Consider the following 23,610-nt stretch of genomic DNA (forward strand, 5'->3'; position numbering starts at 1 on the left):
ATAAAAAGGAGCCTCGTAAGAGACTCCTTTTTCTATTTATGGTCAATATAACGGAATATGCCGAGACCCTTACTTCCGATTCCACCATGCACTCCTAAAGCTGGAGTTAGAAATCCTACTCTACAACTTATACCCGGATACATGTTTTCAAATCGTTTTTTTAGTTGGTGAGCTTCTTCAGAAATATTACCATGCGCAATAGCAATCTTGATTTTTCCATTGAACTTATCCATTGCTTCATCTATTAGTGATTCCCACAATTTAATAACTTTACTGTTCGTTCTTACCTTATCATATGGTTTTACGCTACCATCTTTAGCAAAGTGAACAATCGGCTTAATCTTAAATAAACTACCAATAAAGGCACTCCCTGCACTAAGACGCCCACCTTTAACAAGATAGTTTAAATCATCAACTGCTAGATATATTTTTGTATCTCCAACTAAATCATTTATTTCTTTAGTCGTTTCTTCAACGCTTACACCGCTTTCGATTAAAGCGATTGTTTCAGCTAGGAGATGTTCAATAATGAATGATGTCCCATTCGAATCGATAAGATGGTAATCGAATTTGCCTTCTTCCTTGTATTCTTCTAAAACCATTTGTGCACTTTGATATGTGCCACTAATACCACTACCGATATGAATTGCAATTACAGTATCATAGCCTCTTTTTACTATCTCATCACAGACTTCATAGTACTCACCAACTTGTGGTTGAGATGATTTTGGCAATTCCTTTTCATTAGCAAGTCGTTGATAGAATGATTTCAAGGCACTTTCATCTGTAGTATCTTTAAAAACTGAGCCATCGCTAAAAGTAACCGATAGATGAACCTGAAATACATCTGGATGGTTACTTAACTCTTCTGACAGGCTTGCAGTACTGTCTACAATATAGGCAATTTTCATTTTTTTCCTCCTAGAATCCGTACATTTTACTATAGCTTATTATATTAGATTCAGTAGTATAAGTATATTAAAAACAGTCCACTACAAAATCGTTTATATTGCATGGACAACTTTCTAATAATTATGTAAACTCAAGTATATGAATTAGCATACACAAATACTTACATAACAAATGGGAGGGTTTTTATGACAGAGAAAAAAGGGTTTTTTCAGAAATTACTAGACACATTAGAACGTCTCGGAAACAAGCTTCCGGACCCATTCGCATTATTTTTAGGATTAGCATTTTTAATCATTGTTATTTCTTGGATTTTCAGTTTATTCGATGCGTCTGTTATACATCCAGGTAACGGTGAAGAACTACCGATAAATAGTTTAATTTCAGGGGCAGGTCTTCAGTTTATACTCACATCCATGCTCGAAAACTTTACAGGGTTCGCACCACTTGGACTGGTACTTTCTATGATGCTTGGTATTGGTCTTGCAGAGAAAGTTGGTTTACTAGATTACGCAATCCGTAAAACTATACTCAAGTCACCACCATTCCTAGTAACTTATACAGTAGTATTTGTGGGTATCATGGGTAACTTAGCATCTGATGCTGCTGCTGTTATTATCCCACCCCTTGGTGCACTTGTTTTCTATAAACTTGGACGTCATCCACTAGCAGGTTTAGCAGCTGGTTTTGCCGGTGCTGGGGCTGGTTTTACGGCCAACCTTTTCATCGCTGGTACCGACGTTCTTTTATCAGGTATTTCAACAGAGGCTGCACGTTTGATTGATGATTCAATCGTTGTTACACCTGTAGACAACTGGTACTTCAACATTATCTCAGTATTTATGCTAACAATTATTGGTGGACTTTTAACTTCTAGATTTGTTGAACCACGGTTAGGTAAATACACAGGTGACAGTGTTGAGGAAGAAAATGAAGAAGAATTACCTAATGCCAAAAAAGGCCTGATTGCTGCATTAATAACAGGTCTAGTATACTGGGGCATAATTATTGCTGTCATCTTCATACCTAACAGTCCTTTAACCAATGAAGATGGTGGTATTATTCCATCTCCATTCATTGACGGTATTGTTCCAATCATACTTATATTCTTTATTTTAATTGGGCTTGCTTTTGGTGTTACAACCGGGAAAATTCGTTCCACAAAAGATGCAACACATTACATGACCGAATCAATCAAGGACATGGCTGGTTATATTGTACTTGTATTCGCGATTGCTCAGTTCATTGCTTACTTTAACTGGTCAAATTTAGGAACATGGCTTGCTGTAAATGGAGCTGAATTCTTAGAAAGTGTTGAATTTACCGGTCTCCCATTAATCATTGGCTACGTTATCTTCACAGCCCTATTAAACTTCTTGATTACATCAGGTTCAGCAAAATGGGCAATCGAAGCACCAATATTTGTACCGATGTTTATGCAACTCGGTTACGATCCAGCCTTTACTCAAGCAGCTTATCGTATTGCAGATTCATCTATTAACATCGTTACACCACTATTCCCATACATGGTTATCATTTTAGCCTTTATGCAGCGCTATGATAAGAATGCAAGCATTGGAACTTACATGTCACTGATGCTACCATACTCATTAGTTTTCTTGTTGGCATGGATTATTTTATTAGCTATTTTCTACTTTACAGGATTACCGCTTGGACCTGGAGCATCAGTATTTCTAGAAGACCGCGCACAATAATCTTAGGAGATGAAGAAGCATGGAATTAAAAGACAAACTCGTTCAATGGCGTCGTGATTTTCATCAACATCCTGAACTCGGGTTTTTAGAAATGCGTACAGCTTCAATCGTCGCTCAAACACTGAATGAACTAGATATTGATTTTGAAATTGGTACGGCAGTTATGGATCCCAATTATGTTATGGGCAAACCAAGTGATGATGAAACAAAAGCGCATTACCAATGGGCGAAAGCACACGGGGCCGTAGAAGCATATTTAAATGATTTAAAGGATGGTTATACCGGTATTGTTGCAACTATTGATACAAACAAAGCAGGTCCAACGACAGCTTTTAGGGTCGACATGGATGCTTTACCAATCTACGAGGCAGAACACGACAGCCATGTACCTGTTAAAGAAGGCTTTCGTTCGATTAATAATGATATGCATGCCTGCGGACATGATGTCCACACATCCATTGGACTTGGTCTTGCGACACTTGTACAAGAAAGAAAAGACGAATTGTCCGGTATTATAAAGATCATTTTTCAACCTGCCGAAGAAGGCACGAGAGGTGCACGGTCAATGGCTGAAAAAGGAATCGTTGACGATGTTGACTACCTCATCGCCTCTCATATAGGTACAGGTGTTCCAATGAATCACTTCTTAGGGTCAAACAATGGATTCTTAGCCACAACTAAAATCAATGTAACATTTAAAGGTGTGTCAGCTCATGCAGGTGGCAATCCAGAACAAGGTAAAAATGCGATGTTAGCTGCAGCAAATGCTGTGATTAACTTAAATGCAATTCCCCGCCATTCTGAAGGCGCAACACGCGTGAATGTTGGTGAATTACACGCAGGTAGCTCACGTAATGCCATTGCTGATTTTGCTTCTTTAAAAATGGAGATTAGGGGTACTACTTCTGAAATTAACGACTATATGAGAAGCTATGCAGAGTCCATTATCAAAGGGGCAGCTGAGATGTTTCAGGTTGAATATACACTTGAAACTGTCGGAGAAGGCCGAAGTGCTAAAGGAGACACTACACTTGCTGAAATCGTGACCCAGGCAGCTCAATCAAATGGTTTACAAACAACAATTGAAGAAGATAAACCGAGCGGTAGTGAGGATGCAACTTTTCTAATCAACCGTGTTCAAGAAAAAGGTGGACAAGCAACATACTCTATTTTCGGCACAGAATTAAAAGCAGGTCATCACAATGAAAACTTCGACATAGATGAAGACAGTATGTTACCTGCTGTGAACACACTTTTTGATACTGCAAAACGTTTATCTACTCAATAATACACACCTGTCAAAGGGCAAAATCTCATGGTTTTGCCCTTTTTCACGTTTATTTTTTATATACAGGGCTATCTATATTATAATGATTAAATTTTTATCTACTTTCATGATTCAAACTTTTCGTCTAGTGAGGTTGAAATTGTTAGTGTAGATTGTTATTATTTATCGTTGTTAATCAAAAACCAAGGAGTGATGTAATGGCTAATCAAACGCCATCTTCGGAAAAGAACAAAGGAATTTCTCATGTATTTCTATATGCCGCTTTAATCGTCGGTGCCCTAGTTGTCATCGGTGCAATTTTCCCGGATCGTTTCGGTGATATATCTGGCTCCATTTCCGGCTGGGTAACAAGTTATTTTGGCTGGTATTACATGATATTAGTGGCTTTAATCGTTATGTTTTGTATTTTTCTTATCTTCAGTCCAATCGGAAAACTAAAGTTAGGTAAACCTGATGATGAACCTGAATTTAGAACAATCTCTTGGATTGCAATGCTCTTTAGTGCTGGTATGGGTATCGGACTGGTATTCTATGGTGCCGGAGAACCAATCGCCCATTACCTTTCTCCACCAACTGCAGACGGAGAAACTACTGCAGCACTTGCAGAATCAATGCAATCTACTTTCCTACACTATGGTATTCACGCTTGGTCAATATATGGAATCGTCGGCTTATGCTTAGCCTACGCGAGTTTCAGAAAAGGCGAAGTTGGACTACTTTCTAAAACGCTCCGTCCTCTATTTGGTGATAGAGTAGATGGCTGGTTAGGCGTAGTAATCGATGTCCTTGCTGTTTTCGCTACTGTAATCGGTGTAGCCGTATCTCTAGGTATCGGTGCCATTCAAATTAATGGTGGCTTAAATTATCTATTCGGTTTACCTGTCAGCTTAACAAGTCAGGCAATTATTATTGCTTCAGTGACTGTGCTCTTCCTATTCAGTGCTTGGAGTGGTCTGAGTAAAGGAATTCAATATCTAAGTAATACAAATATGATCTTAGCAGGTATCCTTTTTGCAATTATTTTAATTGTCGGGCCAACTATGATGATTTTAAACATCATGACAACAAGTACTGGTGGTTACTTAAGCTCAATTGTAAGAAATACTTTTGATGTTGCGCCTCTAAATCCACAGAAAGCTGAGTGGTTAAGTTCATGGACAATCTATTATTGGGGTTGGTGGATGAGCTGGAGTCCATTTGTTGGTATCTTTATCGCACGTGTTTCTAAAGGCCGTACGATTAGAGAATTCATCATTGCAGTACTACTCGTTCCAACTGTAATTGGTATTATTTGGTTCAGTGTATTTGGTGTCACTGGTATTATGGCTGGTGTTAATGACGACCCAGGAATTTTTGAAATGGCAACAGAGGTTCAACTTTTCGCAGTGTTTGACACCTTGCCATTAGGTTGGTTATTGTCAATTGTTGCTATCTTACTTGTATCAATTTTCTTCATCACATCAGCAGACTCGGCAACCTTTGTATTAGGTATGCAAACATCACATGGTAGTTTAAATCCGTCAAGTATGACTAAAGTGATTTGGGGTATCTCACTTTCTGCTATTGCATTTACACTATTAGCTGCAGGTGGAGAAACTGGACTGAATGCCTTACAATCTGCAGCAATTATATCTGCACTACCATTTAGTTTTGTTTTAATTGGTATGATGCTCGCATTCTACAAAGACGCAAACAACGAACGTAAGTATCTTGGACTTTCTATCACACCTAGTAAAGAAAGACTTGAAACTTACAAAGAATCTTCTCATGAAGAATATCTAGAAGAACTCGATGCTTATGCTGAAAAAGATAAGCCTAGAGGTGTGTAATATAAAGAAAAAAGGCTTGATTCCAAAAAGGAATCAAGCCTTTTTTGTGCTATTGCAATTTACCTTGAGCTGCGATGTCTAATGTGTCGACAACTTCACCGTCTCTTAATAGATATGCTTTATGATAGAGATTCGATACTGGGCAGATATGGTTCGGTATGATGCGAACTTTATCACCAATATTGATTGCTTGGTTAAAGTGTTCGTTATATATAATCGCATGTTCATCAAACACACCGTGTACATGTACATCGTCGTATTCTATGACCTTACCAAATCCTGTAGTTGTCGTTAGCCCTTTACTTCTAGACTGAGCAGTTAGACCTTTTGCACCAACATCTGTGATCACTCGTTCTTTAGTCGGTTTAGAGATTACAGTTGTCAGTACACTAGCGGCAGAATGTTCGTAAGTGCCTATCGCGTTAGATTGTGAACAATCCATTAAAATATAGGTGCCTGGTCTAATCTCCGTGACACCCTCAGGAATATCAAAACCGAACATGAATGGTGGTGTTGAGCCAATGCTCACTGTTTCGAGTTCAAAGCCCATCTCGCTTGCAATGTCGTTGAAGTATAAGGTTCTTGTTGTTGCTGTATTAAATACATCAAGACAATCCGCCTGATCTACTGCTTTGTAAGTATGGCCATCGTGTGAGAATATCCCTTTTAACTCAATGTTATTTGACGATTTTATTTCATGAAGTAAAGCTTTATAATCATTGACCTCAATAATACCAGAACGCTCTTCTCCAACTTCGATTTCGATTAGAATCTGAGCTTTTTTCTGAGCACCCTCAAATACTGCTTCAATCTCTTTAATGTGAGCAATACTATCTACCCCAAATGAAATATCAACAGTTTCTGCAAGTTTTTTTATTCTTTCAAGTTTCTGTTTACCCGCAACTTGATTTGCAATAAAAATATCCTGAATACCATAGACCGCCATGATTTCCGCTTCACCAATTTTAGCAACCGTAACACCACTCGCACCACTTTGTAATTGCTTCTGTGCAAGTTTAGGCATCTTATGTGTTTTAGTATGTGGCCGTAACCTCACATTTTGCTTCTTCGCATAATCACTCATATAAGCTAGATTTTTCTCTAGAACTGCTTCATCTATTAAGAGTGCAGGTGTATCGATTTCTTGATAATTCATTAAATCTCCCCCTTACACTAAATATATACCATCTTATTCATCATTACATAGAATTTGGCCATTATGATGATGATGTTTACATTCCACTTGTAAAGTAACATGGTTGATATTTGAGTCTTTCATCTTTTCTTCTATATCATTAATGATTGCTTGCGTTTCATGCACATTTAAGCTGCCATTCACTACAATATGTCCACTCATTGCATTAAAACCGCTCGTAATACTCCAAATATGAACGTGGTGAATGTCTTCAACACCATCTACGGTTCTTACCTCCTCTAATAAATGATTCAAATTAACGTCATGTGGCACACCTTCCATAAGGACATGTAGAGATTGGCGAAGTACTCTCCATCCGCTGACAGTAATAATAACTGCAACAATAACGCTGGCTAAAGGATCCATGAATCCCCAATCCAAAAACATGATGGATAAGGCGGCAATAATTGCTGCGACAGAACCAAATAAGTCACCGAGCACATGTAAAAATGCACCTCGCATATTGAGGTTATCATGTGTATCTCCAGACATTAAAATCTTTGCAACAATTAAATTCACTATAAGACCAATTATTGCAATAACTAACATACCAGTTGACGCTACTTCTGGTGGATTTATAAAGCGATTAATTGCTCCGATAAAAATTGCGATGGCAATAATAATCAAGGTCGTTCCATTGAAAACCGCTGCTAGAATCTCAAATCTCTTGTAGCCAAATGTACGGGCTTTGTCCGCTTTTTTCTCACCAAATTTAAAGGCTAAGAGTGCGATTAATAAAGAAAAGGCATCACTTAACATATGCCCAGCATCACTTAAAAGTGCCAGACTGTTCGTGACAATACCTCCGATAACTTCAACAATCATAAACACTCCGATGAGAATTAAACTTATCGTCAGTGCTTTTTTATTCGCACCATGAGTATGATCATGATGTCCGTGATTATGATAATGATCACTCATAATATCACTCCGCTTCTTGGGTTTTTTTTGCTATCTATTTACTATTTCTGGGTGTATTATAGGCATATCAATACTTTACCACATTTTAAAAGGTACATAGGTGTATAAATTATGAAACAAAAATATCAATTATATCTACTTTACAATAGTATTTTCCTTGTCTTTCTCGGTATCAGTTTAGTGATACCAGTTCTACCTTCAATCATGAATGAACTTAATATTTCTGGTGCTGGCGTCGGTTACTTAACAGCTGCTTTTGCAATGACTCAACTGATTTTTTCGCCTTTTACGGGTCGTGCAGCCGACAAATTTGGACGGAAAATTATTATCGTTATCGGAATGGTCATTTTCGCCTTTTCCGAACTACTATTTGGACTTGGAACGACAATAGAAGTCCTTTTCATTTCAAGAATTTTAGGTGGCTTAGCAGGGGCATTTATAATGCCAGCAGTCACTGCATTTATTGTTGACTTAACAACAGATCAAAACCGTGCAAGAGCACTTGGCTATATGACCGCTGCTTTAAATTTCGGTTTTATAATTGGGCCAGGTGTCGGTGGTATCTTAGCTGAAGTCAGTACACGTCTACCATTTTTCGTCGCTGCTGTACTCGGTATCATCAGTGCAGTTTCAGCAATCTCTCTATTGACCGAACCAAGAAGAAAAACTGAGGTCGCAGCAGAGAAAACCGAAGTTAAGGCGAGCAACTTTAGAACAATCTTAACTCCAGTATTCTTTATTGCTTTCTTAGTTATCTTTGTTTCTACATTTGGTATGTCTGCATTCGAATCATTCTTTAGTCTATATTTCGATAGAAAACTCGGCTTTACACCGTTTGATATTGCAGTCGCAATAACTGGTGGTGCCTTGATTGGTGCAATTGCCCAAATTATCTTTTTTGAACCACTTGTTCGTAAGTTTGGAGAACTCAATATTATCAGGGCATCAATCATTTATTCAGCCTTCTTGGTATTTATCATTACCTTTATGGAGTCCTACTGGGCAATAATGGCCATTGCTTTTATTATCTTTGTAGGTTTCGATTTAATCAGACCTGCAGCTACAACCTTCCTATCACATATAGCAGGAGATAACCAAGGTTTTGCAGGAGGAATGAATTCATTTTTCACTTCCCTTGCAAATGTTGTTGGCCCAATCATCGGTGGTATTCTATTTGATATTAATTTAGATTTACCATATTACTTCAGTGCAATTGTTTTAGTAATCGGTTTTCTTATAACAGTAATATTTTGGCGAGACCCTCGAAGAATATAGTGGTACTAAAGTCTGAATTACGCGTCAATCGCTCAATCTCGCGTTATAACACTTTTAATTTTGATTCGCAATATGTAATAATTAAGAAGATGAAAGTTCTTATGAGATTTCTCACATATTTTGGAGGGTTATATAAATGAAAGATGAAATTACAGATATAACAATTATTGGCGGTGGACCGACAGGTCTATTCTCAACATTTTATGCTGGAATGAGACAGATGTCTGTACGCTTAATCGATAGCTTACCTGAATTAGGTGGACAGTTAACTGAACTTTATCCGGATAAATATATTTATGATGTTGGCGGATTTCCAAAAATCCTCGCCAAAGATCTTGTGAATAATTTAGTTGAACAGGCGAAATACGCTGAACCTGATTTTCATTTAGGTGAAACTGTTCAATCATATAGAAAAGAAGATGATCACTTTGTCCTAACAACGGACAAAGGTGAATATTTAACACGTACAATCTTGATTACAGCTGGTGTCGGCGCTTTCCAACCTAGAAAACTTGGTCTAGAAAATGAAGTAGAATTCGAAGGCGCTTCCCTACAATATGCTGTTCGTGATTTAGAAAAATTCAAAGATAAAGATGTCGTCGTTCTTGGCGGCGGTGACTCAGCACTTGACTGGGCACTCATGTTAGAAAAATTAGCTAAGTCAGTCACACTTGTGCATAGACGTGAACGTTTTACAGCACATGAAACGACAGTCCAACAAGTTAAAGACTCCAGTGTCACAGTTAAAACATCTCTTAATGTAACAGAAATTAAGGGTGATGCAGGTCAGATTGAAGAGTTGGTTTTAACTGCTAAAGATGGTAGCGAAGAAGTGATTCAGGCGGATCAACTTATCGTTAACTTTGGTAACATTTCTTCACTAGGGCCACTTAAAGATTGGGGCCTAAAACTGGATAAAAACTCAATCGAAGTAGATGCTCACATGCAGACAAATATCGAAGGTATCTTCGCAGCAGGAGATGTCACTACCTTTGAAGGTAAAGTTAAACTAATTGCCACTGGATTCGGTGAAGCACCAGTCGCAATTTCATACGCTAAATCTTCATACGATGCTAAGTCTCGTATCCAACCAAAACACTCTACAAGTGTCTTCAAACAAGATTAATTACACAAAAGCACGGTCATTTGACCGTGCTTTTTTCATGTGAAACATTAACCAAATATTCTTAATCCAACGACAGCAATAACAATGATTGAAAGATACATTACACGCTTATAGCTCGCTGATTCTTTATAAAAAATTATACCCACTAAAGCACTACCGATTGTACCAATACCTGTCCATACAGCATAAGCGACACCAAGTGCTATTGTTTCCATTGCGAGACTTAATAATCCCAAACTGATTGGAAAGCCGATGCAAAGTGTCAACCAACCTCGTACCTTCTTACCTTGACCAATCCATGTCATACCAGTAACTCCGGCAACTTCAAAGAGTCCAGCAAATATTAAAATAATCCAACTCATTTCGCACCCTCCTCATGATCTGTTACCGTTTTAAGGCCAATTACACCAAAGATTAATAAGGCAACAAAAAAGATGACTGTAAGGCTAAAATCTTCACCAAATATAACAATGTCTACAACAACCGTCCCAACAGCACCAAGGCCTGCAAATACTGCATAGACTGTACTTGCGGGTAGTTTAGTAGAAACATACACTAAAAGTAAAAAGCTCCCGACGACACCTAAGCCTGTTAATGCCCATTCATACCACGTTACTGCATACTTTAATCCACTTGCCCAGCCAATCTCAAATAGGGCTGCTAATACAACTAATAACCACATATCAATGCTCCTTTTCTTTGTTTTAGAGCGAAAAAAGCCTGGGAGAATAACATTCGTTACTCTCCCAGGCTTTTGTCCCTCCGTGTACCGGATAATCCGGCGTTTTCTCTCGGTCCAGACTTATTTTCATAACGGAACCCTAGAAAACTTTTATAGATTTCATTTTATAATAATACATCGTGAATTTTTTGTCAAACTTCTATGATTCCATAATGAAACTTACTCGATTTTCTTTTAACTTGTTCAAAGCCTAATGCTTCAAACCTAGGACTTCTGTAGTGATCTTTAAGAATCACTTTTCTTTTTGCCACTCTCCGTGCCTCTTCTACAGCTTTAGTAGTGAGACCTTGATTTGCTACAGTAGCAATAGCCTGTATTCCTTGTGACTCCTCTATTTCTGTTGAAAACATCGGGTCGAAATATACGATATCTATACTAGAATCCTCAAGGTTTTCTAAATATTTTACATGATCACTGTGGATGACTTCTATTTGCCTCATACTGCTTATAATTTCATCTAAGTGACTTTTATATTGATTCATTCCTTCTTTTAACATGACATAAAGTGAAAAGTCTTTCTCAATGGCATACACTTTTCCTGTCTGACCAACTGCCATTCCTGCAATAATGCTGTCAGCCCCGAGGCCTGCTGTACAATCAAGAAATGTCATTCCCTGCTCTAGCTTCGATGTTTCAACTAAGGCATCTACTTCACCTTTAATGATGCGTTTCGCTCTAACCATTGCAAAATTTGGATGATAGACAAGTGGCTTATCTACGCCTGATAGCTTAATACTGATACTGTCTGAACTTACAACTAGTATATCGTCGTTATACTGGATCTCTATAGCTGATATAGAGCGTTTCTCTCTATTTACAAATACCAGTTTGTAACGCGTAGCGATATCTATTGCTAGCGCCAAAGTTTCCTGTGAATAACGACCAGCAGTTGTCACAATCATCCCTAAGACCCCTATCGAAATTGTTTATGTATGTATTTTATCATGGTAATATATTTTTATAGTACTAATAACGAAAAGAGGCTATCCAATGACATTAAAACAAGAGCTAAATGCTGAAGAAAAAGAAACGTTAATTGCCAAACTAAAATCTCGTTTTGATACTCACAAAGAAAGACATGAGTCTTTATCATTTGAAGATATTGAATCTCGTCTTGACGACAAAAAACTTGTAACGCTTTACAACATGGAAGTCACTGAAGGTGAACCTGATGTCATTGTTTTAGACGGGGATCTCCATTTTGTAGATTGTTCTAAAGAGAGCCCTAAAGGGAGACGTAGCGTTTGCTATGACCGCCAAGCTTTAGAAGCGCGTAAAAAGTATAAACCTGATAACTCAGCTGTCGATCTCGCTAATGAGATTGGTATAGAGATTCTAAGTGAAGATGAGTACAGAACGCTACAAGAATTTGGAGAATTTGACCTTAAATCATCGAGTTGGATTGTTACACCTGAAAAAATTCGTTCCTTAGGTGGTGCGCTCTTCTCTGACCGACGTTACGATAGTATCTTCGTATACCACAATGGTGCGGATTCATATTATGGCGCTAGAGGTTTTAGAGGAAAACTTAAAATATAAAAAAGAGGGGGACACCCCTCTTTTTTATTTGTCATCAATTATTTCTTTTAAAACTACAGCCTGATTGTGTTGTTCGTCTTTTGCTGCATATAAAAGTGTCACATTATGACCATCAGAGTCTTTCTGAATCTCAGTGATAAGATCACCCTTATCTTTCAACTCTTCTTCATATTTCACTTTAAATTCTTTCCATTTATCTACATCGTGATTAAACCATTTTCTAAGTTCAGTAGATGGTGCCAATTCTTTATACCATTCATCGAGTTCTAAATTTTCCTTCTTAATGCCTCTTGGCCAAACTCGGTCTACAAGAATTCTTTTGCCGTCTTGGGTGGAAATATCATCATACACTCTCTTTAGTTTTAACATATGACAACCAACTCCTAAAAAATATGCTACTCACTACATACCCATTCCTATATTATTTTTCGTCATCATTACCTTTATTTAGAATTAAAAAGTCCAATTCTTCTTTAGACAATGATTTCAAGGTCTTGTATTTAAATGCAAAGAATATAGTACCTAAGATTACCCACATTAATAAGGCATAATATGACGGTGCCGAAAGTGCTGCTGGTGATCCTGGATATAGTAATAACACTAGGAACACTAATGAGATGATAACACCTAGAACACCAAATATGACGTATACAACGTTTTTGCTTTCTGGTTTAGAGAAGTATTTTACTGCGACTGCACTCGTTGCTAAGAAAGCAATAGATACACCAACAGAAGACATATCTACAATCCAGTTTAAAGCAGTTCTTCCTAGCCATGGTGCAACAAGACAAACGATTAGGACGAATAACACTGCGTAATGTGGCGTCTTGTTTTTCTTGTGTACTTTAGCAAATATTGCCGGTACAAATTGCGCACGTCCCAGTGCAAAAATTAAACGTGATGATGACATGTAGAAACCGTTAAGACCAGTAAAGACCCCGAAAGTTATGGCAAATGTTAAAAACATTAAACCAATTATCCCCATAGAGTTTTGAATGACTGAGCCAGTTACCCAAACTGCCCCGTCCATAGAATTCTGATCCGGGTAAATCCATGATGTTACTAAAATCATTGCGACATAAGTAATGATGGATGCTATAATTCCAAACACAATAAGTTTAAAGGTTTTATCTGCACTAAATTTAAACTCTTCTGCTGCTTGTGGAATGTTATCAAAGCCAACATACATCCACGGCGCTATTGCAACAATTAGAATGATGGACTTCCAAACACCGTCTGTTTCATGGAAAAGTGGCTGTGCATTCTCAAATGAGAATTCTCCGACGAAGAAAGATAATACAAATAACCCTGCTACAACTAAGGCCATAAACAAACAGAATATAAATTGAAGGTTTCCTGAAAGACCTGAGCCCTTCATACTAATCCAAGCAAAGATGATCAATATCAAGGTGGATAAAATCACTTCCATAATATAAACATCCCAGCCCGCTATAGTATAAAGGTAACCGACTTCTAAGAAGTCTGGTAAGACAAATTTAAAAAGTAAACTAAAGGCACTGGCATTCAGTGCGACGACACATATGTAACCGAGTACCAAGAACCATGAAGCAATAAAGGCTGCAAATTTACCAAATCCAGCATAGGTAAATGCAAATTCACCACCTGAAACCGGGAACTTCGCTGTCAAAGCACCGTAGCCCACTGCAATAATGAGCATCAGAATACCACCAATAGTGATACCTAGTGTTGCCCCAAGTGTTCCTGATGAAATCAACCAATCCCCAGGTAATATAAAGGCCCCCCAACCAATAGAAGAACCATAGGCTATCGCCCAAATGAATCGTTTTGACATCGTACTTTCTAATTCAGTCCGTTTCTCAGACATTTCTTTAACTCCTCTTGTTTTAAGTTTTTACTTGTGGTCAAGTATGTCATAATATGCTTGAAGTCGCTACATCTTTAATAAATTTTTGACAATTTTAGGGAGGATTTGACATGACTTTACCAAAGATCGGAAAGCCCGCTACAAATGCCCTCGCCAATATCGGTGTCACTGAATTAAAACATGTTTCAAAAATCGACGAAGATAACCTCCAGAAAATTCACGGTGTCGGTCCGAAAGCCATTAAAATTTTAAAGACGGCTTTAGCTGAAGAAAATTTAAATTTCAAAGTGCCAGAACCCTTACCATTTAAGACACCTTTTGCGGTTATGGGGTCTTTATCTTGTAATAATGCGCCTAAAAGAGAAATATTAAGGGATTTTGTGATTGGTGTTCATACTAACCAGCCAACTTCGATTCGTCATTTACACACAGATGATTGTGATTTTGAGTTTTTTACTGATGTAGAATCAATCAGCAGTTTAGAGATTAACCATTTAATCACTCACGGTAAGGAAGGGGCCGCTTCAGGTGTCACATCTTTAAAATCAGGAGAAAAATTGTCCTACGCCTATATATTCGAATTTGAAAATAGTAAAAAAGAAGCAAGAATTAAAAAAGTTTCAATTTATGTTCAAGCTGACTGTTAGTCAAATAAAAATTCGGGTATTAGTAAATAATACTTTAGAGAATAATTGAGGTGAAAATCAATGCAGGTGTCATATCACACAGATCACGACAGCGCATACCAAAAATTGATAACCGATGTTGCTGCTCGCCCAGACGATATCTTCCCACTACTCGGAACAACTTTAGGCGTTCAACAATGGTTCCCAGAGCTTTCAGTTCGTGGTGGAGATGTCATCACTTTCGGCCATGGTACAGAGGATGAAGAGGATTGTGAAATCTACAAATACGAGAATCCTAAAGTGCTTCATTTCGAATGGTATGGTGGAGAAATAGAATTTCTATTAGAGAAAAATGATGACTCGAGCAAGATTATGCTCAACCAGAGATTGCCATTAGATACTGAATATCTCTCTCAAGACTTTGGAGGCTGGCAACACCACTTTAAGAGCATTAAATCAATTGCTGAAGGTGGAAAAGCTTTAGAGATGGATATGGATGAATTTGAGCATACTAAGAAAGATATTGAAGCAAATTTAGATAAATAATTTTAAAGGATAACACTGCGGTGTTATCCTTTTTTATCGCCTTTATTGACAATTAATTATTACATTATGACAAATAAACTTGTCAATATGACGTGTTAATGTTACATTATAAATATCAAATCGATTTGAAATATTGATCAGTGAGGTCAAAATATGAAAACAAGACTAAGAGAACTGCGTGCTAGAGATAGGTTAAACCAAACAGAACTTGCCAAACTCGCAAAAATTTCACGACAAACAATTAGTCTAATTGAAAGAGAAGAGTATATTCCTTCTCTACTTATAGCTAAGCGGTTAGCAAATATCTTTAACGAACCAATAGAAAGTATCTTCATTTTTGAAGAGGAGGAATTGTAATGAAATTAGTTCTAAAAATGATTATTGGCGCACTCATAGGTTTTGCAGGCGGTTACTTGTTGATTGAAGCTTTATATGGAAATATTAATAGTATTTATATGGATAATATTTATTACTATCTGAGTATCGTGATTGTCATTACTACTCTAGGTTTAGTGATTTATACGCTTGTCAAAAATTATCAATTGATTTCACGACTTAAAGGAAATAATAAAGACTTTACTGATGATGAGTGGGACCGTTATAAATACAACTCATATAATATTTTGACAGTATCATCATCTTCAGCAATTATCCTCTCCTTCATTGGATTATCAATTCAACTGATGCATGCAAGAGATACATGGTTGTTGATTGCGACAGGCATTTTATTTTTAGTCTCAGTTGGCGTCAGCTTCGTGACACCTAGTCTAATTCAATCTTTATTCCCTGATAGGGACTTGCCTGAACCAGGTGACAAAGATTATGCAGACAAATTGTTTAATGCATCTGATGATGGTGAAATTTATATCATGGCAAAAGCAATGTATCGTTCAACAAACTTAACGACGCTTCTACTATTTTTTGCCTTAGTAGCGATGATGTTCTATACAATTATAACTGGAGAATCACAAATTTTCTCAATCATTTTAATCGGTATTATCTTAGTTATCAATCAAGTTAAATACTCTATTGAGATTAGAGATAAATAAAAAAGGCCTGTTAGCTATATTAGTAGCTAACAGGTTTATTTATAAGTAAATGGCTTCAGAGGCTAACACCATCTCACCGTTGAACTCCTAACCACTCAGAAGGTCAACACCATTTCACCGTTAAACTTCCAGCCACTCAGAAGGTTAACACCATTCCACCGTTAAACTTCCAGACGCTCAGAAGGTCAACACCATTCCACCGTTAAACTCCTAGACGCTCAGAAGGTCAACACCATTCCACCGTTAAACTCCTAGACGCTCACCACAACCACTTACCACTTATCTATATCATCACGTATGCTGTATTCTTGTTTTTTACCGTGTCTCTGTTCTAAATTCTCTTCTATATCTTTTAAAGTCACATCATTTTGATTTAAGAGAACTAAGAAGTGATACAATAGATCGCTAGATTCATCAATGAGCTCTTTTTTGTCTTGGTTTTTAGCAGCGATAACGACTTCCGTCATTTCTTCACCACATTTTTTGAGGATTTTATCTAGTCCTTCTTCCATTAAATACTTGGTATACGAACCTTCTTCTGGTTGTGCCATTTTTTTCTGAACAGTTTTTTCTAGTGTTTGAAGGTTGAAGTAATCGTCCCCAAAGCAACTGTTTGTCCCTGTATGGCATGTAGGTCCCTTTGGATCAACTTCTATAAGTAAGGCGTCACCATCACAGTCAAGCTTCATAGATACGACTTCTTGGGTATTACCGCTCGTTTCTCCTTTTTTCCACAGGCGCTGTTTTGACCTAGAATAAAACCACACAACACCCTCTGCTTTAGTCTTTTCTAATGCCGTTTCATTCATAAAGCCATTCATTAACACTTGTTTTGTCTCACTATCCTGTAGAATTACAGAAAGCAGTCGATCATTTTTAGAGAAATCTGCCTGCATTAAATCTCCACCTCTATGCCTTCTTTTTGTAAGGATGATTTTAATTCATAAATTTCAACTTCTCCTTTGTGGAAGATGGAAGCTGCAAGTCCTGCACTTACATTTGTCTTATTAAACACATCGATAAAATCTTGGATGCTTCCAGCACCACCACTGGCAGTAACTGGAATGCTCACTGCTTCTGCTGATTTACTCAAGAAGTCATAGTCAAATCCTTGTTTCACACCATCGTGATCCATACTCGTGATTAACAGTTCACCTGCACCGAGTGATTCACATTGTTTCACCCAGTCTAAAGCATCGATATCTGCACGTTTCTTACCACCGTGTGTGAGGACGTAATACTTATCTTCTGTATCATCGCATTCTGTATCAATCGCCACAACGATCTTGTCACTACCAAATTTCTTAGAAGCTTCTGTAACGAAAGCTGGATTGGCTACAGCTGCTGAGTTTATGCTCACTTTATCTGCACCAGCTTCAAATAATTGTTCGATATCTTCAACAGATTGGATGCCGCCACCTATTGTGAGTGGGATTGTTAGGTCCTTAGCTGTCTCCCTAATCAGATCAAGTAATAAATCATGACCTTCTTCAGTTTTTGAAATATCTAGAAATACTAATTCATCGGCACCACTTTGATTATACTTATCTGCTAAATCCTTTGGATTACCGATATCTTCTAAATCTACGAAGTTAACACCTTTCACTACTCTACCGTCTTTTACATCTAAGCATGGAATAATCTTTTTCTTTGTCATGTAATGTCCTCCCAAAATTCATCTTTGTGACTCGCTTTACCTACTATCGCTTCGGTAATACCTAGTGATTCTAGACGATCTAAATCACGCTTATCTCTCACACCGCCACTTGCAACAACTTTGTGCTTAGTTAGATGATTAATTCTTTCAGTGTTCAGAAAATTAGGTCCAAGCCCCATACCGTCCTTATTAATATCGGTATATATGACACCCGCAAGTTCAAGGTTTTCAATTTGCTTTAGATATTCATCAATCGTAATTCCTGAGTTTTCAGTCCAACCGTTGATATAGATATCATTCTCTCTCGCATCAACACCGACAAAGATTTTCCTGGGAAATTTTAATGTAATATCCTTCAACCACGGAATATCCACAATGGCTCTAGTCCCTAAAATAAAGTAGTCTACCCCCATTTCGTGGTATTTTTCAATCATTTCTAATGAACGAAGTCCACCGCCAATTTCCAAAGGTTTGGAGGATAAAGATCTCAGATGGCTCACTAGATTCGATTCCTTAGATTCTTGATGGAGGGCACCCATCAAGTCGACAATATGAATCCGAGAAACCGAATCAAAGCTTTGGTAGAACCGAAGTGCCTCTTCTGGCGTTCTTTTCATAGCTGTTTTTTTATCGTAATCACCTTGTGATAGCCTGACATTATTGCCATCAATCAGGTCGATTGCAGGTACAATATTCATAGTGACAGTCCTTTCTTATTCGATGACGCCTTTAGATGATGGAATTCCGGAATTCGTTGGTGACAATGCAATTTTTAAACTGCGTGCAAATGCTTTAAATATTGCTTCTATTTCATGGTGTGAGTTACCTCGCTTAAGTAAATCAATGTGCAGTGTCATACGACTATTCATCGCTACTGCATTGAAGAATTCCTCAACGAGCTCAGTATCAAAGTCTCCGGTTTTTTCTCTTGAAAATTCCGCTCTGAAACTCAAGAATGGTCGTCCTGATAAGTCGAGCACAACGCGTGCCAGTGATTCATCCATTGGTAAATACATGGATCCATATCTAAGGTAACTCTGTTGATCTACGTATATTTCTCTAATCAATTGTCCTAAGACAATACCAATATCTTCTACAGTGTGGTGGGCATCAATATGGAGGTCACCTTCTGCTTTTACGTTCAGGTATATTTCTGAGTGAAAGCTAAACAGGGCCAACATGTGGTCAAAGAAACCTACGCCTGTATTGATATTAGATTCCTTGAAATCCCTTTTTGGATCCATAACAATTTCAAGCTTTGTTTCTTTTGTATCTCTCACTTTTTTATATTCAGTCATTCGCTTCACCCCACTTAGTGATCAGGGCTCTAAGTTCGTCTACAGCTGTCTCGTCGACAATTGAGAACCTCGCCACATTGGATAGTTGTTGGTCCTCTTCATATACTCGACCTTTAAAGCCATTTTCAAGTAAATAGTTGTATAAGTCTTTTGCCTTATCACCATATACAAAGACAAAATTCGTATGTGATGGTTTAATTCTGACGTGTCGACGCACGATTTCAAAGCTATCGACCAATTTTTGATGAAGTTCTTTTTGATAGTTAAACCATTCATCTAGTTTCTCTTCGTCATTTAAGAGTGCATTGGCTAAGACTAGAGAAAGACTATTCAAGGGATAAGGATGATTAATCTTGGTGATTTTATCGAAAGCTTCTCCTTTTGCAATGGCGATACCGATTCTTAGGCCGGCAAGACCGTACACTTTACTAAGCGTTCTTAAGATGATGACGTGGTCGCCTGTTGGCAATTCTCGATCCAAAGCAAACTCTCCGTACGCCTCATCTATAACAAGGTAACCTCCAACAGCCTTCATCGCATCGGCTAACTGTTTCATCGCATAAGATGGTAATAGGACGCCTGTTGGATTATGAGGATTTGATATAAAGAAGACGGATGGTTTTTTATCTTGTATTGCCCTAACTGCCGCATCAAAATCAAAAGAAAAATCTCCTCTTGAAGCGACTGAGTAAAATCGAATACCCACTTGATTTGTATAGACTTGGTACATAAAGAAGTCCGGCTTAAAGGACATCACACCACTCTGACCAAGTGTCATTACAATTTTTTGAATCCATTCATCTGAGCCATTTGCAACTTCGATTTGATTCCTATTAAATCTATTTCTTTTAGCATAAAGTGTCTTAAATTTTTCAAGTTCTTCCTCTGAATATGTTTCAATATTTGCTTGTTCAACCGCCTTATTAATCATGTCTTTTGTTAGCGGTGATTTTGGGGATGTGTTTCTATCCATACTGATCATGCGCTCACTCCATTCTAATATTCAAAGATTCTCCGTGTGCGAATAGCCCTTCTTTGTCAGCCAACAACTTAGCAGGTTGACTAATCTCATCATAAGTCTCTTTCTTTAAATTAATAATGGCATGACTAGTCAGACAGTCATTGACATTGAGACCATGACTAAAGCGACCTGTTCTGTTCGTTGGAAGCACATGGGATGGGCCTGCGGCATAATCACCGATTGCTTCTGGTGAATATTGCCCGATAAACACCGCACCTGCGTAAGAAATTTCACTTGCAATGGACTTAGCATCTTGATGCTGGATCGATACGTGTTCCGGTGCAATATAGTCGATAACTTGTTTTAAATTTTCTCTAGTATCGACAATTTGCCAGTGATTATTTTTAAGAGAGCCTTTAATTACATCTGCTCTTTCTTGTTCGTCTACCAAGCGATTCACTTCAGCTTCTACACCTTCGATCACTGACTCACTTTCAGCGATGAGGAAGGTACGTGCATTAACGTCATGTTCTGCTTGAGCAAAAATATCATAAGCAATTGCAGTATAGTCTGCACTCTCATCCACATAGAGTAGAATCTCACTAGGTCCAGCAACCATATCAATCCCGACATCACCAAACAATAATTTTTTTGCAAGTGCTACATACTTATTCCCTGGCCCGACAATCTTATCCACTTTTGGAATAGATTTTGTACCATAAGCTAAAGCAGCAATCGCCTGAGCACCACCGATACGGTATACATCTTTTACACCAGCGACATATAAGGCTCCAAAAGTAATGTTGTTATCAGAGAAAGTTGGCGTTACAACGGCGATATTACTTACCCCTGCAACCATGGCAGGTACTGCTGTCATCAGTACACTGGATGGGTAAAGTGCGGTACCACCTGGAATGTAAATACCGATACTTTCTATCGGTTTGTAGACATAAGAGAATTCATCGCCTTCGACATCCTTATATTTAATTGACGCCTGATATTCACTAATTCGGTCTTTGATAGATATCAGGGCATTCTTTTCTTCTTCAGTTAAAGCATCAAAACTATTCTTTAAGCTCTCTTCTGGCACTTTAAAATCTTCTATTTCCACACCGTCAAAAGCTTTCGTATATTTCTTTAGTGCTTCATCTTTATTTATTTTTACATCGTTGATAATATCTAGAACCGACTTCAAGCTGTCACTATCATCTTGTGTCGATGTAGAAAAACGTTCTATAAACTGCTCGGCATTCATTCAATCACTCCAATTTCGCTTAAAAATTCATAGATGTCATCCTCTTTGGTATAAAAGGTTTGCTTATTCGCAATCAATCTTGCTTGAACATCTAATATCTTTTGATATTCAATTAAACCGTTATCTCTTAAAGTACTCCCTGTCTGTACAATATCCACTATCCCATCTGCTAGGCCCAGTATTGGAGCCAGTTCGACTGAGCCATTTAAATGAATGAGAGATACCGCCTGTTGTTCATCATTAAAGAATTTTCGTGCAATATTAATATACTTCGAGGCAATCGTCTCAAAACGTTCTATATTCGGTGGTCCAGCTAAGGCAAAATGGCATTGCCCGAAGGGAAGTTCAGATACGTTTAAATAAGAAAATGCATCCTCTTCTAAAGTATCTGATCCAACGATGCCAATATCTGCGACACTACGTTCAACGTAAACAGGAACATCTGGCCCTTTAGCAAAAATGAATCGCACATTTCCGGATGTAGTATATAAAGTCCGAGATTTTTCTTTTAATACTCCGCTGTATTTATCTAAATTTTTTTCTTCTAAATATTTTATGAAATCATCAAATAGTCGACCTTTTGATAATGCTACCGTAATCATAACAAGCCTCCATCAGAAAGATTTAAGCCTATTCCAAAGGCACTGCTGTTGTATTGTCCACCACTGAGTACAGGTGAGTTCGCATTGAGGAAAGCTTGGAAGTACAAACCATTGTAATATTTTTGAGGTGACCGAAATGATAGATCTAAAATAAATTTCATTTCTTTATTTTGAGATTTAATAACGTCTTTTACTCTCTCAATTAACTGCATTATCTCAGTGTCGCCGAAAAGATGTTGAATCATTCCATATTGTTCACTCACCTTAGCACTTATAATCTTGTATAAATCATGGTCAGTACCAAGCACCCGTCTCAACTCTGAAATATTTTTACTGTAGACGAGTGTGCGGATATTTTCACTGAGTTTGTATTTGTCGACAAACAAATCCAAAAGCTGATCGTTGTTGATTACAAAAGTCTTAATCGTATCTTCTGTACTATTTTCTACAAACTGAATATGCATCAGTAAAGTATTGATAATGTCTTGATTTCCGACCTTATATATTTCGACACCGGCCTGGTAGAAAGATTCATGTTCCCTTACAACCGGGCCAAAATAACCAAACTTGGTTTCATTTGAATAGTAATTGTTATTGAAATTAAGTAAAGTTCTCGTCCAATCACTGCGTATCGCGTACATTGTGCTATCTCGTTCAAACACGATACTCGTCGGATGATGATTTTTATCGTCTATATAAAAAGGTTCAATCATATTCATATCGACTAAGGTAAAACCTGAGCGGTCCAATAAGTCTAAGTACGTTGTACCCAATGCAGTTCGTTTTAGTATTAACTGATTTGCTGACATGCATATTCTCCTTTACTACTTTAGCGTGATAAAGAAATCTGATAAATTACATACTAACAAAGAACAGAAATAAGTACAACGATTTTCTTTAGCTCTTTAGTATGTTAAAGTGGGATATATGAAAATACGGGAGTTGATTACATGCAAATAGATAAGTTAAAAGGTCAGGAGCTTGATGATTTGTTCGACGGTATCTTATCTCTTGAGTCAAAAGAAGACTGTTATAAATTCTTTGATGATATTTGCACGTCTAATGAACTTGTCTCGCTTAAACAACGTTTTCAAGTGGCAAAGCTCATTAATGAAGGAATGACATATTCAAAAATTCAAGAAAAAACGGGAGCATCTAGCGCGACAGTATCGCGTGTGAAACGCTGTATAGATTATGGTAGTGGTGGATATATCACCGTTTTAAGTAAAAT

The 23,610-nt window shown here is 37.6% G+C and carries 27 protein-coding genes and 1 riboswitch; of the genes, 11 read left to right on the forward strand and 16 right to left on the reverse strand.

The window, feature by feature from the left end:
* Positions 1 to 32 precede the first annotated feature (32 nt).
* Positions 33 to 911, reverse strand: coding sequence for a DegV family protein (locus tag V6E76_RS01800; protein ID WP_247348464.1), 879 nt, complete (start codon positions 909 to 911; stop codon positions 33 to 35).
* 186 nt (positions 912 to 1,097) lie between these two features.
* On the opposite strand from V6E76_RS01800, the gene V6E76_RS01805 reads away from it, so the two are divergent.
* The 3 genes from V6E76_RS01805 (at position 1,098) to V6E76_RS01815 (ending at position 5,741) form a co-directional block, all read left to right on the forward strand.
* On the forward strand, positions 1,098 to 2,624 hold the full coding sequence (locus tag V6E76_RS01805; protein WP_247348481.1) for an AbgT family transporter: 1,527 nt from the start codon (positions 1,098 to 1,100) through the stop codon (positions 2,622 to 2,624).
* A 19-nt stretch (positions 2,625 to 2,643) separates the two neighbouring features.
* Positions 2,644 to 3,912, forward strand: coding sequence for an amidohydrolase (locus V6E76_RS01810; RefSeq protein ID WP_247348484.1), 1,269 nt, complete (start codon positions 2,644 to 2,646; stop codon positions 3,910 to 3,912).
* Positions 3,913 to 4,109: 197 nt separating this feature from the next.
* Positions 4,110 to 5,741, forward strand: a complete 1,632-nt coding sequence (locus tag V6E76_RS01815) for a BCCT family transporter (protein WP_247348487.1) — start codon at positions 4,110 to 4,112, stop codon at positions 5,739 to 5,741.
* Positions 5,742 to 5,790: 49 nt separating this feature from the next.
* Here V6E76_RS01815 and V6E76_RS01820 read toward each other — a convergent pair whose 3' ends face one another.
* Positions 5,791 to 6,897, reverse strand: coding sequence for a D-TA family PLP-dependent enzyme (locus V6E76_RS01820; RefSeq protein WP_247348490.1), 1,107 nt, complete (start codon positions 6,895 to 6,897; stop codon positions 5,791 to 5,793).
* A 33-nt stretch (positions 6,898 to 6,930) separates the two neighbouring features.
* Entirely contained in the window at positions 6,931 to 7,857 is a 927-nt protein-coding gene (locus V6E76_RS01825) for a cation diffusion facilitator family transporter (RefSeq protein WP_247348493.1), read from the reverse strand.
* Positions 7,858 to 7,968: 111 nt separating this feature from the next.
* On the opposite strand from V6E76_RS01825, the gene V6E76_RS01830 reads away from it, so the two are divergent.
* On the forward strand, positions 7,969 to 9,132 hold the full coding sequence (locus V6E76_RS01830; RefSeq protein ID WP_247348495.1) for an MFS transporter: 1,164 nt from the start codon (positions 7,969 to 7,971) through the stop codon (positions 9,130 to 9,132).
* Positions 9,133 to 9,268: 136 nt separating this feature from the next.
* The gene (locus V6E76_RS01835) at positions 9,269 to 10,258 is read left to right on the forward strand and encodes an NAD(P)/FAD-dependent oxidoreductase (RefSeq protein ID WP_026865855.1); all 990 of its coding nucleotides are present in this window, start codon (positions 9,269 to 9,271) and stop codon (positions 10,256 to 10,258) included.
* Positions 10,259 to 10,305: 47 nt separating this feature from the next.
* On the opposite strand, the gene V6E76_RS01840 is transcribed toward V6E76_RS01835, so the two are convergent.
* The 3 genes from V6E76_RS01840 to V6E76_RS01850 form a co-directional block, all read right to left on the reverse strand.
* Complete coding sequence (locus tag V6E76_RS01840; protein WP_247348497.1) at positions 10,306 to 10,620, reverse strand: DMT family transporter; 315 nt, start codon at positions 10,618 to 10,620, stop codon at positions 10,306 to 10,308.
* The gene (locus V6E76_RS01845; RefSeq protein WP_247348499.1) at positions 10,617 to 10,940 is read right to left on the reverse strand and encodes a DMT family transporter; all 324 of its coding nucleotides are present in this window, start codon (positions 10,938 to 10,940) and stop codon (positions 10,617 to 10,619) included. Before V6E76_RS01845 ends, V6E76_RS01840 begins: the two co-directional genes overlap by 4 nt.
* A gap of 59 nt (positions 10,941 to 10,999) precedes the next feature.
* A riboswitch (guanidine-I (ykkC/yxkD leader) is annotated at positions 11,000 to 11,094 on the reverse strand.
* 37 nt (positions 11,095 to 11,131) lie between these two features.
* A complete protein-coding gene (locus V6E76_RS01850) occupies positions 11,132 to 11,902 on the reverse strand; it encodes a class I SAM-dependent methyltransferase (protein ID WP_247348500.1) in 771 nt (256 codons plus the stop codon).
* 88 nt (positions 11,903 to 11,990) lie between these two features.
* Between V6E76_RS01850 and V6E76_RS01855 the strand changes: the two genes are divergently transcribed.
* A complete protein-coding gene (locus tag V6E76_RS01855) occupies positions 11,991 to 12,539 on the forward strand; it encodes a DUF4256 domain-containing protein (RefSeq protein WP_247348502.1) in 549 nt (182 codons plus the stop codon).
* 24 nt (positions 12,540 to 12,563) lie between these two features.
* Here V6E76_RS01855 and V6E76_RS01860 read toward each other — a convergent pair whose 3' ends face one another.
* Together V6E76_RS01860 and V6E76_RS01865 are read right to left on the reverse strand one after the other, a co-directional pair.
* The gene (locus tag V6E76_RS01860; RefSeq protein WP_247348504.1) at positions 12,564 to 12,908 is read right to left on the reverse strand and encodes a DUF488 domain-containing protein; all 345 of its coding nucleotides are present in this window, start codon (positions 12,906 to 12,908) and stop codon (positions 12,564 to 12,566) included.
* Between the two features lie 52 nt (positions 12,909 to 12,960).
* Positions 12,961 to 14,385, reverse strand: coding sequence for an APC family permease (locus tag V6E76_RS01865; RefSeq protein ID WP_247348506.1), 1,425 nt, complete (start codon positions 14,383 to 14,385; stop codon positions 12,961 to 12,963).
* 110 nt (positions 14,386 to 14,495) lie between these two features.
* Here V6E76_RS01865 and V6E76_RS01870 point away from each other — a divergent pair, with 110 nt between their 5' ends.
* From V6E76_RS01870 to V6E76_RS01885, 4 genes are all read left to right on the forward strand, one after another.
* Positions 14,496 to 15,032 (forward strand): helix-hairpin-helix domain-containing protein, encoded by a 537-nt coding sequence (locus tag V6E76_RS01870; RefSeq protein WP_247348509.1) that lies wholly within the window; start codon positions 14,496 to 14,498, stop codon positions 15,030 to 15,032.
* A gap of 60 nt (positions 15,033 to 15,092) precedes the next feature.
* Entirely contained in the window at positions 15,093 to 15,557 is a 465-nt protein-coding gene (locus V6E76_RS01875; RefSeq protein WP_247348511.1) for an SRPBCC family protein, read from the forward strand.
* Between the two features lie 153 nt (positions 15,558 to 15,710).
* The gene (locus V6E76_RS01880) at positions 15,711 to 15,914 is read left to right on the forward strand and encodes a helix-turn-helix transcriptional regulator (protein ID WP_026865864.1); all 204 of its coding nucleotides are present in this window, start codon (positions 15,711 to 15,713) and stop codon (positions 15,912 to 15,914) included.
* Positions 15,914 to 16,606, forward strand: coding sequence for a DUF3169 family protein (locus tag V6E76_RS01885; protein ID WP_247348514.1), 693 nt, complete (start codon positions 15,914 to 15,916; stop codon positions 16,604 to 16,606). The genes V6E76_RS01880 and V6E76_RS01885 overlap by 1 nt, the downstream gene beginning before the upstream one ends.
* Positions 16,607 to 16,878: 272 nt before the next feature.
* Here the strand turns inward: V6E76_RS01885 and hisIE are convergent, their stop codons facing one another.
* Genes hisIE through V6E76_RS01925 form a run of 8 tightly spaced genes read right to left on the reverse strand, consistent with a single transcriptional unit; the run spans position 16,879 to position 23,188 of the window.
* Positions 16,879 to 17,502 carry a bifunctional phosphoribosyl-AMP cyclohydrolase/phosphoribosyl-ATP diphosphatase HisIE gene (gene hisIE / locus V6E76_RS01890; RefSeq protein ID WP_247348516.1) on the reverse strand — a complete coding sequence of 208 codons (624 nt, stop codon included), beginning with the start codon at positions 17,500 to 17,502 and terminating at the stop codon, positions 16,879 to 16,881.
* Complete coding sequence (hisF, locus tag V6E76_RS01895) at positions 17,502 to 18,263, reverse strand: imidazole glycerol phosphate synthase subunit HisF (RefSeq protein WP_026865867.1); 762 nt, start codon at positions 18,261 to 18,263, stop codon at positions 17,502 to 17,504. Before hisF ends, hisIE begins: the two co-directional genes overlap by 1 nt.
* Positions 18,260 to 18,961 (reverse strand): HisA/HisF-related TIM barrel protein, encoded by a 702-nt coding sequence (locus V6E76_RS01900; RefSeq protein WP_026865868.1) that lies wholly within the window; start codon positions 18,959 to 18,961, stop codon positions 18,260 to 18,262. The genes hisF and V6E76_RS01900 overlap by 4 nt, the downstream gene beginning before the upstream one ends.
* Before the next feature lie 15 nt (positions 18,962 to 18,976).
* Positions 18,977 to 19,561 carry an imidazoleglycerol-phosphate dehydratase HisB gene (gene hisB, locus V6E76_RS01905; protein ID WP_026865869.1) on the reverse strand — a complete coding sequence of 195 codons (585 nt, stop codon included), beginning with the start codon at positions 19,559 to 19,561 and terminating at the stop codon, positions 18,977 to 18,979.
* A complete protein-coding gene (locus tag V6E76_RS01910) occupies positions 19,554 to 20,543 on the reverse strand; it encodes a pyridoxal phosphate-dependent aminotransferase (RefSeq protein ID WP_051220428.1) in 990 nt (329 codons plus the stop codon). The genes hisB and V6E76_RS01910 overlap by 8 nt, the downstream gene beginning before the upstream one ends.
* A 4-nt stretch (positions 20,544 to 20,547) precedes the next feature.
* Positions 20,548 to 21,777 (reverse strand): histidinol dehydrogenase, encoded by a 1,230-nt coding sequence (gene hisD, locus V6E76_RS01915; RefSeq protein ID WP_026865870.1) that lies wholly within the window; start codon positions 21,775 to 21,777, stop codon positions 20,548 to 20,550.
* Complete coding sequence (hisG, locus tag V6E76_RS01920) at positions 21,774 to 22,379, reverse strand: ATP phosphoribosyltransferase (protein WP_026865871.1); 606 nt, start codon at positions 22,377 to 22,379, stop codon at positions 21,774 to 21,776. Before hisG ends, hisD begins: the two co-directional genes overlap by 4 nt.
* On the reverse strand, positions 22,376 to 23,188 hold the full coding sequence (locus tag V6E76_RS01925; RefSeq protein ID WP_198687155.1) for an ATP phosphoribosyltransferase regulatory subunit: 813 nt from the start codon (positions 23,186 to 23,188) through the stop codon (positions 22,376 to 22,378). The genes hisG and V6E76_RS01925 overlap by 4 nt, the downstream gene beginning before the upstream one ends.
* Positions 23,189 to 23,329: 141 nt before the next feature.
* On the opposite strand from V6E76_RS01925, the gene V6E76_RS01930 reads away from it, so the two are divergent.
* Positions 23,330 to 23,610 (forward strand): YerC/YecD family TrpR-related protein (locus V6E76_RS01930; RefSeq protein ID WP_499797693.1); only part of this gene is annotated, 281 nt, incomplete at its 3' end.

It is taken from the genome of Jeotgalicoccus huakuii, assembly GCF_036665975.1.
GTDB lineage: Bacteria > Bacillota > Bacilli > Staphylococcales > Salinicoccaceae > Jeotgalicoccus > Jeotgalicoccus marinus.